Source organism: Fictibacillus sp. BK138 (genome assembly GCF_004216955.1).
Classification (GTDB): domain Bacteria; phylum Bacillota; class Bacilli; order Bacillales; family Fictibacillaceae; genus Fictibacillus.
The window spans coordinates 1,467,429-1,480,477 of the sequence record NZ_SGXL01000001.1 but is presented as its reverse complement, the minus strand read 5'-3'; the positions used below and the strand labels follow the sequence as shown (position 1 = coordinate 1,480,477).

At 39.0% G+C, this 13,049-nt stretch carries 15 protein-coding genes and 1 riboswitch; of the genes, 3 read left to right on the top strand and 12 right to left on the bottom strand.

Annotation, left to right across the window (positions count from 1 at the left end; genetic code table 11):
• Positions 1-20 precede the first annotated feature (20 nt).
• Entirely contained in the window at positions 21-857 is an 837-nt protein-coding gene (locus tag EV282_RS07265; protein ID WP_130294996.1) for a lipoate--protein ligase family protein, read from the bottom strand.
• 149 nt (positions 858-1,006) lie between these two features.
• Between EV282_RS07265 and EV282_RS07260 the strand changes: the two genes are divergently transcribed.
• A complete protein-coding gene (locus EV282_RS07260) occupies positions 1,007-1,384 on the top strand; it encodes a rhodanese-like domain-containing protein (protein ID WP_130294994.1) in 378 nt (125 codons plus the stop codon).
• A gap of 45 nt (positions 1,385-1,429) precedes the next feature.
• On the opposite strand, the gene gcvPB is transcribed toward EV282_RS07260, so the two are convergent.
• Genes gcvPB through gcvT form a run of 3 tightly spaced genes read right to left on the bottom strand, consistent with a single transcriptional unit; the run spans position 1,430 to position 5,359 of the window.
• Entirely contained in the window at positions 1,430-2,893 is a 1,464-nt protein-coding gene (gene gcvPB, locus EV282_RS07255; protein ID WP_130294992.1) for an aminomethyl-transferring glycine dehydrogenase subunit GcvPB, read from the bottom strand.
• Positions 2,869-4,233, bottom strand: coding sequence for an aminomethyl-transferring glycine dehydrogenase subunit GcvPA (gcvPA, locus tag EV282_RS07250; RefSeq protein WP_130294990.1), 1,365 nt, complete (start codon positions 4,231-4,233; stop codon positions 2,869-2,871). The genes gcvPB and gcvPA overlap by 25 nt, the downstream gene beginning before the upstream one ends.
• A gap of 25 nt (positions 4,234-4,258) precedes the next feature.
• Positions 4,259-5,359 (bottom strand): glycine cleavage system aminomethyltransferase GcvT, encoded by a 1,101-nt coding sequence (gcvT, locus tag EV282_RS07245; RefSeq protein WP_130294988.1) that lies wholly within the window; start codon positions 5,357-5,359, stop codon positions 4,259-4,261.
• 175 nt (positions 5,360-5,534) lie between these two features.
• A riboswitch (glycine riboswitch) is annotated at positions 5,535-5,620 on the bottom strand.
• A 117-nt stretch (positions 5,621-5,737) separates the two neighbouring features.
• On the opposite strand from gcvT, the gene EV282_RS07240 reads away from it, so the two are divergent.
• Together EV282_RS07240 and EV282_RS07235 are read left to right on the top strand one after the other, a co-directional pair.
• Complete coding sequence (locus EV282_RS07240) at positions 5,738-7,435, top strand: DEAD/DEAH box helicase (protein WP_130294987.1); 1,698 nt, start codon at positions 5,738-5,740, stop codon at positions 7,433-7,435.
• Positions 7,404-8,180 carry a YqhG family protein gene (locus EV282_RS07235; RefSeq protein ID WP_130294985.1) on the top strand — a complete coding sequence of 259 codons (777 nt, stop codon included), beginning with the start codon at positions 7,404-7,406 and terminating at the stop codon, positions 8,178-8,180. Before EV282_RS07240 ends, EV282_RS07235 begins: the two co-directional genes overlap by 32 nt.
• A gap of 85 nt (positions 8,181-8,265) precedes the next feature.
• Here EV282_RS07235 and EV282_RS07230 read toward each other — a convergent pair whose 3' ends face one another.
• The 8 genes from EV282_RS07230 to comGA all read right to left on the bottom strand — a co-directional run bounded on the left by EV282_RS07230 (position 8,266) and on the right by comGA (position 12,977).
• On the bottom strand, positions 8,266-8,454 hold the full coding sequence (locus tag EV282_RS07230) for a YqzE family protein (protein ID WP_130294983.1): 189 nt from the start codon (positions 8,452-8,454) through the stop codon (positions 8,266-8,268).
• Between the two features lie 50 nt (positions 8,455-8,504).
• Positions 8,505-9,020, bottom strand: a complete 516-nt coding sequence (locus EV282_RS07225; RefSeq protein WP_165389390.1) for a shikimate kinase — start codon at positions 9,018-9,020, stop codon at positions 8,505-8,507.
• 2 nt (positions 9,021-9,022) lie between these two features.
• The gene (gene comGG, locus EV282_RS07220; RefSeq protein WP_130294979.1) at positions 9,023-9,403 is read right to left on the bottom strand and encodes a competence type IV pilus minor pilin ComGG; all 381 of its coding nucleotides are present in this window, start codon (positions 9,401-9,403) and stop codon (positions 9,023-9,025) included.
• Positions 9,403-9,894: a competence type IV pilus minor pilin ComGF gene (locus tag EV282_RS07215; RefSeq protein ID WP_130294970.1), complete on the bottom strand. Its 492-nt coding sequence runs from the start codon at positions 9,892-9,894 to the stop codon at positions 9,403-9,405. The genes comGG and EV282_RS07215 overlap by 1 nt, the downstream gene beginning before the upstream one ends.
• Positions 9,895-10,121: 227 nt before the next feature.
• Positions 10,122-10,571 (bottom strand): competence type IV pilus minor pilin ComGD, encoded by a 450-nt coding sequence (comGD, locus tag EV282_RS07210; protein WP_165389389.1) that lies wholly within the window; start codon positions 10,569-10,571, stop codon positions 10,122-10,124.
• Positions 10,555-10,875: a competence type IV pilus major pilin ComGC gene (gene comGC / locus EV282_RS07205; protein ID WP_130294966.1), complete on the bottom strand. Its 321-nt coding sequence runs from the start codon at positions 10,873-10,875 to the stop codon at positions 10,555-10,557. The genes comGD and comGC overlap by 17 nt, the downstream gene beginning before the upstream one ends.
• Before the next feature lie 16 nt (positions 10,876-10,891).
• The gene (comGB, locus tag EV282_RS07200) at positions 10,892-11,923 is read right to left on the bottom strand and encodes a competence type IV pilus assembly protein ComGB (protein WP_165389388.1); all 1,032 of its coding nucleotides are present in this window, start codon (positions 11,921-11,923) and stop codon (positions 10,892-10,894) included.
• The gene (comGA, locus tag EV282_RS07195; RefSeq protein WP_130294962.1) at positions 11,916-12,977 is read right to left on the bottom strand and encodes a competence type IV pilus ATPase ComGA; all 1,062 of its coding nucleotides are present in this window, start codon (positions 12,975-12,977) and stop codon (positions 11,916-11,918) included. The genes comGB and comGA overlap by 8 nt, the downstream gene beginning before the upstream one ends.
• Positions 12,978-13,049: the final 72 nt, after the last annotated feature.

Sequence of the window (13,049 nt, the reverse complement as noted above, 5' to 3'; positions counted from 1 at the left end):
GAGGTTTCGATTTTCTGTTTTTATCTTCTAAAAGTCCATTCGTCATTCCGATATCTTGTATCTGCAATACGTTCTACTTCAGCCCATTGATCTTCAGTTAACGTATAGGGTATGAGATTAATATTCAAACCATCTTCAAATCCTTTTTTGAAGGCTGTTTTTGCATCATTAATCGTTACAGGTGAATCTAGCAGCTCATTAATGGCTACTGCCTTTTTCTTAAAGGCATCCTGCATTCTTACTCGCAGACGGTCGCTGGAGTACTTAAATAAATCAAAGAGTTTATCCTCATCTAGATCTAATAAAATAGAACCATGCTGAAGAATGACGCCTTTCTGTCTGGTTTGAGCGCTTCCGGCCACTTTTCTTCCTTCAACAACTAGTTCATACCAGGAAGGTGCATCAAAACAAACGGCTGAACGGGGATTTTTTAAGCCCTCACGTTCTTCATCTGTTTTTGGAACCGCAAAGTATGCATCTAGTCCTAGTCCTTGGAAACCTTCTTTAATGCCTTCAGAGATTACTCTATAAGCCTCTGTAACAGATTGAGGCATCGCCTTATGATCTTCAGAAACGATCACACTGTATGTCAGCTCCTGATCATGAAGAACCCCTCGACCGCCTGTTGGCCGTCTAACAAAACCTAAATTGTATTTTTTTACAGCTTCAAGATTAATCTCTTTTTCTACTTTTTGAAAATATCCAATGGACAATGTTGCTGGATCCCAGCCGTAAAAACGGATTACAGGCGGGATTTTCGCTTCGCTATGCCACGTTAATAAAGCTTCATCCATTGCCATATTAATGGCTGGTTCACAGTTACCTGAGTCAATGTAATACCAATTTTCTTTTTCCATGTTTTCGTCTCCCTGCAATTCTATCGTAACTAGTGTACCAAATTCGGTGATCGTGTCAAAAACAATCGCTTAAATCCTATTATTTTCTTTGCCTATCGTGTCCAGCACCGCTATAATTGGGGTAGATTGTTTAAAGGAGTGCAAGCATTATGGGATGGATTGTTTTAATCGTTATTGTTGTAGCAATACTTGCTTACGTTGTTACGATGGGCCTTTACCAAAAAAAATTTTTAAAAACTCTCAACGAAGAAGAGTTTAAAGCTGGTTATCGTAAAGCTCAGCTAATTGATGTAAGGGAACCAGAAGAATTTAAAAAAGGCCACATTCTTGGAGCTAGAAATATTCCGTTGTCTCAAATGAGACAGCGATTAAAGGAAGTTAGAAACGATCAGCCAGTATACCTATACTGCGAGAGTGGATTTAGAAGCGCTCGTGCCGCGAACTTCTTAAAGAAGAAGAAATACGGCAACCTGCATCATCTGCAAGGCGGCTTTCGTAAATGGACTGGCCGTGTAAAATCAAATTAAAAAAAACAAAGCAGCCCATTAAAGGCTGCTTCTTTATTTGGTCGCTTATACTTGTTTGCTGTATTTTAGAATCGGCTTTCTCGCTGCAGTTGCTTCATCCAGTCGTTTAACAACTGTTGTATGAGGTGCTTCTTGCACCAATTCTGGAGTTTCTTCAGCTTCTTTTGCGATTTGAATCATTTTTTCAATGAATTCATCAAGGGTTTCTTTAGATTCCGTTTCGGTCGGCTCGATCATAATTGCCTCTTCTACGCTAAGAGGGAAATAGATCGTTGGCGGGTGGTAGCCAAAGTCAAGCAAGCGTTTTGCAATATCAAGTGTTCTTACACCAAGTTTTTTCTGACGGCGACCCGACAATACAAACTCATGCTTACAGTGCTGTGTAAAAGGGAGATCAAAATGCGGCTCTAATCGGCGCATCATATAGTTAGCGTTCAGAACAGCATTCTCGGAAACTTGATGCAGACCATCTGGACCCATTGTCATGATGTACGTAAATGCACGAACATTGATTCCGAAGTTTCCGTAAAACGGCTTCACACGCCCAATCGATTGCGGTCTGTTGTATTCAAACTTATATACATCGTTTTCTTTTACCAGAACTGGTTTCGGCAAGAACGGTATAAGATCGGCTTTTACACCCACAGGACCAGAACCAGGGCCTCCGCCTCCATGCGGTCCAGTAAATGTTTTATGCAAGTTAAGATGAACTACATCAAAGCCCATATCTCCAGGTCTAGCAAAACCTAAGATAGCGTTTGCGTTTGCTCCGTCATAATAAAGCTTTCCGCCAGCTTCGTGAATGATTTTCGCCATTTCTAAAATATGCTCTTCAAAAAGGCCAAGAGTGTTTGGATTCGTTAACATCAATGCTGCTACGTCTTGATCCACAACACGTTTCAAATCTTCTAAATCAACAAGACCGCGCTCGTCTGATTTTACTGTGATCGATTCAAATCCAGCAACTGTTGCAGATGCAGGGTTTGTACCGTGGGCAGAGTCAGGTACGATTACCTTTGTACGGTTAAAGTCACCATTTGCTTCGTGATATGCACGAATCATCATAAGCCCAGTCCACTCACCATGAGCTCCAGCAGCAGGCTGTAATGTTACTTCATCCATGCCCGTAATTTCAGCTAAAGAAGTTTGCAGACGGTACATCATTTCCATTGCACCTTGTACTGTTTCCTCTTCTTGAAGCGGGTGAATATGAGCAAATCCAGGGAAGCGGGCAACATCCTCGTTGATTTTAGGGTTGTATTTCATCGTACAAGATCCTAATGGATAAAAACCAGAATCCACGCCATGGTTACGATTTGATAATGCCGTGTAGTGACGGACGATCTGCAGTTCAGAAACCTCAGGAAGTTCCGGTTCTTCTGAACGCAAATAATCGGAAGGAATCATCGATTCTACATTTACTTCTGGTACATCAAGTTCCGGAATACTATAGCCAACTCGGCCCGGCTTTGATAATTCAAAAATTAGTGACTGATGTTCTGTACGCATGACAACCCCTCCAATACATTTGCAAGCTGATCGATTTCTTCTTTTGTTCTCATCTCAGTTACCGCGATAAGCATATGATTTTTTAATTCAGTGTAAGAAAGACCAAGATCGTATCCTCCGATAATACCGGATTCTAATAACTTTTGGTTTACTTCCTTGGCAGTACATTTAAGTTCGATAACGAATTCATTGAAAAATGGTCCTGTAAATGCGGTTTTCAAACCTTTGTCTTCAAGTACTTTCTTCGCATAGTGAGCTTTTTGAATATTTTGGTGCGCAACTTCCTTAACGCCTTTTTTCCCGAGAGCAGTCATTGCAATGGATGCAGCCAGTGCATTTAGAGCCTGGTTTGAACATATGTTACTTGTTGCTTTATCACGTCTGATGTGCTGTTCTCTCGCTTGAAGAGTCAATACAAATCCACGCTTGCCGTCTTCGTCAACAGTCTGACCCACCAATCTTCCTGGCACTTTACGCATAAGCTTATTTGTTACAGCAAAGTATCCACAGTGAGGTCCACCGAAACCTTGAGCAATGCCAAAAGGCTGAGCATCTCCAACAACGATGTCCGCGCCAAATTTACCAGGAGGAGTTAAAGCTCCTAATGCAAGTGGATTAGATGAAACGACGAACATCCCTTTATTTTCATGAATGATTTCTTCAATCTCTTTTAATGGCTCGATCTGACCAAAGAAGTTAGGATATTGAACAATAACACAAGCTGTTTCTTCATCAACCGCAGAACGCAAGCCGTTTAATGAAGTCATCCCGTTTTCAGCATCTACTTCCACTACTTCAAGGTGCTGCCCTTTTGCATAGGTTTTCAGAACGTCTCTTGATTCCGGATGCACGGATTTTGAAACGACGATTTTCTTTCTTCGTGTTTGTGCTGCTGATAATAAACCAGCTTCAGCTAATGAAGTTCCACCATCATACATAGATGAGTTGGCTACATCCATCCCAGTTAATTCACAGATCATTGTCTGGAATTCAAAGATTGCCTGCAGTTCCCCTTGGGAGATCTCCGGCTGATAAGGAGTGTATGCCGTATAGAACTCTGAACGTAAAAGCATATGGTTAACGATGGATGGTGTGTAATGGTCATAAACACCTGCACCCAAAAAGGAAGCATAATCCTTCGTGTTCTTGTTCATTGCTGCAAGTCTTCCCATTTCTTTTACAAGCTGTGGTTCTGGTAATGCTTCTTCGATGTCGAGGCGGCCTTTAAAACGTACCTCTTCAGGGATATCTTTAAAAAGTTCTTCTGTAGTTTCGATTCCAATCGTCTCAAGCATTTCCTTTTTATCTTGATCTGTCATCGGCAAGTAACGGAACGTCATTGTTTCTCCTCCTTATTAGAACGATTTATTTTCCACGTTTGTAAAATGGTGATGCTACCACTTTTGCTTTTAAGCGTTTTTGGCGTATTTGCACTTCAACTTCTGTTCCAAGTTCGCTGTATTCCTTGTCAATCAGGACAAGTCCCAGGTTCTTCTTAAGGGAAGGTGATTGCGTGCCAGTAGTTACTTCACCGATTTTTTTATCACCTGCAAACACTTCATAATGGGAACGAGGAATACCTTTATCGATCATCTCAATTCCAACAAGCTTCCGAGGTGCTCCGTTCTTCTTTTGATCAGTGAGCACTTCTTTCCCGATAAAGTCTGCTTCTTTATCTGTCTTCACTGCAAATCCAATACCAGCTTCAATCGGCGTGATATCTTTTGTCAACTCCTGCCCGTAAAGTGCAAGTTTCGCCTCAAAACGAAGCGTGTCACGTGCTCCTAGACCAGCTGGGAGCAATCCATCTTCGCTTCCTGCTTCTAGTACAGATTTCCATAGTTTTTCAGCATCAGCTGTTTTTAAGTAGATCTCGAATCCATCTTCACCTGTATAGCCTGTTCTTGATACTAAAGAAGGGATTCCAGCCAGCGATACGTCTTCTTTGAAACGGAAGAAACCGATTTCAGAAAGGTCAGTATCTGTTAGCTTTTGAAGAATCATTTCAGCCTTTGGCCCTTGAATAGCAAGCTGAGCATACTCAGGTGACACGTTAACAAGCTCTACACCTTCTGTTTTGTGGCTGTTCAGCCATTCGAAGTCTTTTTCTATATTTGAGGCATTCACAACTAGCAAATAGTCATTTTCATCTCTTTTATAGATCAAGAGATCATCTACAGTTCCGCCGTTTTCATAGCACATCGCCGTATATTGAGCTTGTCCGTTTTGAAGTTTAGAAACATCATTCGTCATTGTATATTGCAAGAATGATAGTGCATTTGGTCCTTTCACTTCGAACTCACCCATGTGAGAAACATCAAATAAACCTGCTTGAGTACGTACAGCCTCATGTTCCTCTTTAATACTTGAAAACTGAACTGGCAATTCCCAGCCGCCGAAATCAATAACTTTTCCACCGTGTTCTTTATATGTGTTAAATAACGGTGTGCGCAACAATGTAGCCATGTGAATTCCTCCTTTTTCATACTTTAAAATTTTCAATTAATTTTGGACAAAAAAAGGACAGAGAGACCCCTTAAAAATAGGAATCCTCTGTCCTGCAACCGGTAAGTTTCTCATAATATTCCATGAGTTTCTTCGTTGGTGGCTTTCATCTATTTAAAAGCTCTCTCCAGAGATGCGTCTAGCAAGAGTCTTTTTGCCTGAGAGTTTCACAATTGTTTGCTCCTTCGGCGCCGCTTACGCAGTCTCTCCTCTTACTTTCATTCGCGAGTATGTTATTGTCCAAGGTCGCACATACTATTACTATGTTTACTACATTATTATCCTATCATTTTTATAAATGGAATGGCAATGAACTTTTTTATGGAAAGGAAATCCGGTATGAAAATCGACGTTCAGTTTCAGCGAGAATGGCATGAAGACTTTTTAAAGCGCGTGGAAGAAGATGGACCATGGGCCAACTGGGAGTTGTACAACTTGGCACTTGAGGCCGAACACCATCTTGCAATACCTGAGTTTTTGGGGCTGCAAGCTCCAGCTCATCTCCCACAGATGACATTTCTGCCTCATCAGCTGGACGTTGCAACAACCGTTATTGAACAAATGAACGGCAAAGCGATCCTAGCAGATGAAGTCGGTTTAGGAAAAACGATTGAAGCTGGATTAATTTTAAAAGAATACATGATTCGTCGCCTAGCGAAGAAAATTTTGATCCTAGTACCAGCTTCTTTAGTTATTCAGTGGACGAATGAGCTTAATCAAAAATTCTTTATACCTGCGATTGCTCAAAAGAAAGCATATGTTTGGGAGCAATGTGATGTTGTCGTTTCATCGATCGATACTGCAAAACGCGCACCGCACCGCGATATTGTTTTGAATCAGGAATACGATCTCATCATTATCGATGAAGCTCATAAATTGAAGAATAAGAAAACGAAAAACTATGAATTTGTACAGCTTCTGAAGAAGAAGTTTTGCTTATTGTTAACCGCTACTCCAGTACAGAATAGAGTTGAGGAAATCTTCAATCTTGTTTCTCTGCTAAAGCCGGGGCATCTTGGCAATAGAGAAAATTTTGATAAAGACTTTAAAGAAGATAAGTATTCCTTGAAAAACGAAGAAAAATTAAAGCAACTGGTCAATAAAGTAATGGTTAGAAACAGAAGAGAAGAAACTGGCTTAAAATGGCCAAAACGGTTAGTAAAAACGATCCCTATAACATTATCAAAAACAGAGCGGGACCTTTATGATGAAATATCAAAACTTAAAAGAGAATCCTACTTTGACAGAAGCAAGTTCTCTGTTGTTACTTTGCAGCGTGAAGCCTGCAGTTCCAGAGAAGCTGTATTTTTAACACTTAAAAATATGCTTCAAAAAGATGTTCCATCAACGTTGATGGAAAACCGCATCGTTGAACTGATGAAGAAAATTGAATTGGTGGATCAAAACTCAAAAGCATTAAAAGCGCTTGAGCTTATTCAGTCCATCAACTCAAAAGTTATTATCTTTACTGAATATCGTGCAACCCAATTATATCTACAATGGTTTCTCCAGCAGCACGGCATCTCTTCAGTTCCTTTTAGAGGCGGCTTTAAACGAAGCAAGAAAGACTGGATGACTCATCTATTTAAGACACGTGCTCAAGTTTTAATCGCTACTGAAGCTGGAGGCGAAGGAATAAACCTTCAATTTTGCCAGCACATTATAAACTATGATCTGCCCTGGAACCCGATGAGGATTGAACAGCGTATCGGCCGGATCCATAGAATTGGCCAGCAGGGAGATGTTCACATCTATAATTTTGCAACGCAGAACACAATTGAAGAACATATCTTAAACCTGCTTTACAACAAGATTAATTTGTTTGAGAGTGTCATTGGGGAACTGGATGAGATCTTGACGAAATTTGAAATTAAAAATATTGAGCGCCATATTTCTGATATCTTGAACACTTCAGACAGTGAAGGCGAAATCAGGATAAAGATGGATAACCTTGCTTCCCTTATCAATCTAGATGGAGGAATAAAGCAGAAAGGATGGGAAGAGCATGCAGCAGCACGAGATACATCGATTTCTTGAAAGGTATTTTGATGCTAACGAATGCCGGATTCTAGAGAAAAATTTCAGTTATATGAAAGTTCAATTAACGACTGAGCTGGACAAAGTACTAATGAATCGTCCATTCTATTGGCACTACCTTGAAAAAACCGGCGGGACACCTAATCCCATGACATTAACACTGGTCACAGGCCAGCAGCAGTCACCAGATGGTAAAGGAGAGTTTATTCATTTTGGCTCTCCCCGTCTTCATCAAATATTTGCATCTACAAAGAAACTGGCTTCCTTTATCCGGTTATACGAATCTGTTCCGCATCAAGGTGCACAAGTTCCTCTTCAACCCTGGCTATGTTTAAATGTGAAAGTTACCTATCAATGTGATCAGAAGAAGGATCAAGTGCTATCGTATGGCATCCAGCTCATAAACGGCACGATAGAAGACCAGTTTCACAATCGTCTTCAGAAGCTTTTATTAACGAAAAGGATTCCTGATTTTTGTTACACACTCACTCCTTTTATTAAGCCAGAAAGTGCGATTAAGAGACTTGAAACGAAAATACAAGAAGTGATCGACCGAGATGATCATACTTGGGCAGATGATGCAAAAAATCGCTGGAAAGAAGATCAAGATCTTTTAGAGAGCTTTTATGAAGATCTTTTAACGAAACCAGAATCTTACCATGTAGAAAAAGAAGCACTTCGAACGCAATACGAACCGAAGATCATAGTAGAAATTATAAATGGAGGGCTTTTTTATCTTTCATAAAGCAACAATCATTTAATATAAACCATGTAACCACAATAAAAAGCCGGGTTAGGCACCCGGCTTTTTTCCTTTTTCCAGCCATAACTTATCTTTTTCTTCTCTTCCGGAACATAAGACCTAAACTCATTGGCAAAACGCCAAATAGGTATGTTAATAACGGTTCTTTTTCGCTTTTTCGTGTACGTTTTCTTTCTTTTCGGACCGATTTCGGCTCGTCAAAATATTTCACTATCTTCTGAGTAAGATATTTTACAACATCATTTCCCGCAGCCATCAACAAAACTCCTTTAATTCACCATTCACTGTCTAGTCTTGTCTATTTGCTCAGGAATTAAACCACTGTAACTCAACAAGTATTCGCTCACATACTTCATGTGCAGTCAGTTCGTCTGTTAAAATTGTGATATCACTTTTTTCGTAATGCTTTCGCCGCTCGTTATAAAGCTGAAAAATATCTTCTTTCGTATTTGTCAGCAACAATGGTCTTTTCTTTCGTTCCTCTTCTTTCATTAACCGATTCCACAATACAGGAAAGCTCGTTTTTAAATAAATAACTGTTCCTTTACTCTTCATATAAGTAAGGTTTTCTTCACGAACAACAGCTCCGCCTCCTGTCATGACAACGGCATGTTCGAGAGGAAGCTGACGAATAGCAAGAGATTCATAGTTTCTAAAGGCTTCTTCTCCTTCATGATGAAAAATTTCTTTTATCGTTTGTCCTCTTTGCTTCTCTATTGCAGAATCTACATCATATGGCGGAACTTCAAGCTGTTTGGAAAGGTGTTTTCCAACAGATGTTTTACCGCACCCCATAAAGCCTACTAAATATATGGTGTTCAACTTTAACCCTCCACCCATTTTGTAACGCTATTCTGGGTTACATTATAATATACTTTTACCTTTTTTGTATGTCGCTTATCTGTAAATGCTTCAATCAGGATCAATCTTTCGTCTTCTGGCGTTTGTTCAATCACCAAGTTAATCATTCCTTCATTCAAGATAAAACTCTTCTCCACCGGCAAGAACACAGAAGCATCCTTTGCATAATGGATTGCTCGCTCTACCCCTTGCTGCAGAAGCCGAGTTTGTTTTAATTGTTCTTCCTGCATAAAAACAAACTGTCTTTCAGATGAAACCTTCCCTGTGAAGTACCAAAAAAAGATAAGGATTATTAAACACATTGTAATTACGAGGGGATAGATGATCCCCTTTTCATTGTTCATTACTCGATCCTCCGAAAATAACGCTCATATTCTTTTCCTTGTGTATCAATAAGCTTTACGGCAAACAATGCATCCGAATGCTTTTTTAATACCATCTCACTAATATTCTGTACCCACACTTCATGTCCAAACCCATTTACTTGCTTGCGAATAAGAGAATGATATCTTGAGAAATTCAGTACATTGCCGTTCGAAAGTGTTACGGACAAAGAGTTGTTATTCACTTCAATAGACTTTCCTTCTCTTATTTCTTTTCCTAACATAGAAAAAAATAGGGAGGTTTCTTCCAGTTGCGTTATCGGAGGCGGCTTTTGGATAGGAATAAACAATAACGGTATGAGCGAGGAGAGCATAAGAAGTACTGTCAAAGCAATGAAAGCTTCCATCAAGCTATAACCCTTTTGAGAATCAGCATACTTAATAATAGCTTGAACATGCTTTGTACTCTTTTTTGTTAGATCCCTCAAAACTAATACAGATTTCATACTCATCTGTAACTCCCTTTTTAGTTATTAATGAATATGATGTGCCCTTTTGCGTCCACTGCATATCATATTGGACCTTCAACAAAGAAAGCCGATCAGCCTCTTCTATAGCAAACATTAGTTGCCTTGTAGTCTTTTGCTCTTGATTCAATATATAAACATAGGGAAGACAAATAGAAGCTACTGCAGAAAACAGCAATAAACCTAGCATGGATTCAAGCAGCAAATATCCATTATTGTTTCGCAACATAAAATTTCCCCTTGCCAAGCTGAAATACCACTTTATAGACAGCATCTTCTGAATAAATATAAAGTGTTCCTGCACGGCTTATGTTTCCGTTTTGATTGTATTGGATCGTCATTTCCATTGCTTGTCCTTCTATAGTAATATGCTTTGGAATAGGCCGGTTCAATACCTTATTTGAACTATAGGTTCCTACCTGGTACATATCTTTATCATTATTGAACGTTAAGCGGTACACACTGCTTTCATTAATTGCTTTTTGCTGCATAAGCATAATGTCCTTTTCAAGAGAGTTTAAAAAGTACACGGTCTTTCTGTTTTTTATAAACGAATTGAACTTCGGATAAGCAACAGAGCCTATCAGTCCAATGATTAAGAGAACGATCATCATTTCAATCAATAAATGACCAGACTGTTTATATTTACTCAGGTTGTTCATCCTCTTCATCCTTATTCACATACACTTTTCCTTCACTATCGATGAGCAAAGGTTCTTTATCGGGGCAGACTTTTGTATCGATATATTTATCATCAAAAAGTTGTTCAATTGTAGGCAGTTCATTCTTTTCCGCTTCATAAGCGCCTACCTGCCCTTGCACGAGATCAATCGTAGCTTCACAGCCAAGGGATTTAACGATAGCATTATTCTTAGTCATACTTGGCAATGCGATCAGCATCAAAACTGAAATAATGAGTAAGACAATCATCATTTCAATCAGGGTAAAACCTTTTTCATTTCTCATAAAAGCTTTTTCCTCCCTATAAAGCATCCATTAGTTGAAACATCGGCAAAAGCATTGAAGCAAACATAAGCAGGACAAAACCACCAATAATAGCAAAAAGGACAGGCTGTATTTTTTGCAGATCAGAAAGAATCTTCTCCTCCAATTCTATAAATATCCACTCTCCATATTGAATGAGTTCAAAACCTAGTGCCCCGTTTGCTTGTCCGAAACGAATGATATCGGTCATTTCTTTTGCATAAAAAGGTTTATGAAGCAAAAGTTCAGGCAATGTTTTTCCATCCATTAAACCTTTTTGCAGCCTGATACTCTCTTCTTGAAAAAAACCTTTTTTCATATGTCTTTCCATGACCATTAATGCATCTGTTACAGGTAAACCGCTCTTTAACATGGAACCAAAGTTAATGCTGAAATAATGTGAGTTCATCAGGAAAAGAAATTTTTTTAAAAAGGGGATCGTTGTTAATAACCTCATCTGATTAGAATAGCTTGTGTTTCTTCTTACATAGTAAACAGCAATCCAGCCAAGTAGAAAAGTTAATAAAGCCGCAATCAAGAGGTAAGGGAACAAAGATAGAAAAGACAGCATTATTGAGGTGAATGCTGGTGTCTTGACTTCCAACGAAGAAAACAGAAGAGAAAATTGAGGAAACAAAAAATAGTAAAAAAGGATACCGATCCAAACTGTAAGAAATAACAAGAACAAAGGATATCGAATCGATTTATTTAATCGCTCTTGCCATTCTGCCTTTTTTTTCATGAAATTCCCGTTTTCCATTAAACTATCTGTTAAATTTCCATTAACGATGTTTATTGACAATGAACTTATGACTTCATCCGGCAAATTAAGTTTTGAGAAAACCTCCAGAACAGGGCTACCTGCAGACAACGTTTCTAATAATTTCTCAATTAACTCCTGTTCTTTATTAGGTAAATGCGATCTTAAGAGCTCTATGCTTTTATTAATCGAGTAGCCTTGACTTAATAAAAGCCCGAGTTTATAAAGGAAAATGCCTTGAGAAGCTCTTTTCCACTTCTTCTTAAACATTTCCTTGCCACCCCATCCATCTTTCATAACTTTCTTTCGTTACAAATCCAGCTGCATATGCGTGATTAAAATAATATGCGAGACTTTTATAAAATGGCGGCACAGAAATGTCTTGTTTAAAAGCGGTTTCCAAGTCTTGATTGCTTAATATTTCATAAATTCCAGCTCTTCTAAAAGACCTTGATTTAAAACAGAAGTCACTGCATTGATCACCACAAAAACGGCATGGGATGGAAATCAGCCTTTGCGAAACAACCCCCATTAATGTTTGTTTCAATTCTGCCTCACTGATTCCAAATTCCCGAAGACGTTCTAAACAGCCTATACAATCCGAAGCATGCATGGTTGAGAGAACTAAATGTCCTGTTAAAGACGCACGGATAACAAGCCGAGCTGCAGTTTCATCACGTATTTCTCCTATCATGATTACATCAGGATCGTGGCGCAATAACGATTTAAATCCTTCACCATAAGTTACACCAGCTTTTTCGTTAATTTCCATTTGAAGAAATGTATCAACTTTTCGTTCTACAGGATCTTCTAAAGTGACTACCTGACGCTTGTAATGTTGTTGGAGATATTGAAGCAAAGAATAGAGCATTGTCGTTTTTCCTGAACCAGTAGGGCCAGTAAATAACAACAAACCGCTTGAACGTTTAAGAAGAAAAATGAGTTTCTGTAGTCTATGCGGGAAGAGAGATAGTTCATTAATCGAAAAGGATTCCTGCTGAGGAAGTATGCGGATGACAAGAGATTCATTAATTGCAGAAGGAATGGAAGATAGTCGAAGATGTACGTTACTATTATCTATAAATGCATCCATAGCACCGCTTTGAGGTTTACGGTGTTCACCAATATCCATTCTTGCTGAATATTTAAAATGAGAAATGACACGGACGTACTCTTCGAAACTAAGTGATCTGTATTCGAGCAATCTTTCATCGATGCGAAATTGTACTACTCCTCCTTTCTTTAGTGGTATGAAATGGATGTCTGATGCGTTTTGTTTTACCGCATCATTCAAAATAGAACTGCCTAAAATTTTGATTGGCAAGCATTATCGGCCTCCTTTTTGTTTCGTGTTATAACAATACTTCACACAAGTAAAAATCCCTTCAATTTTTTT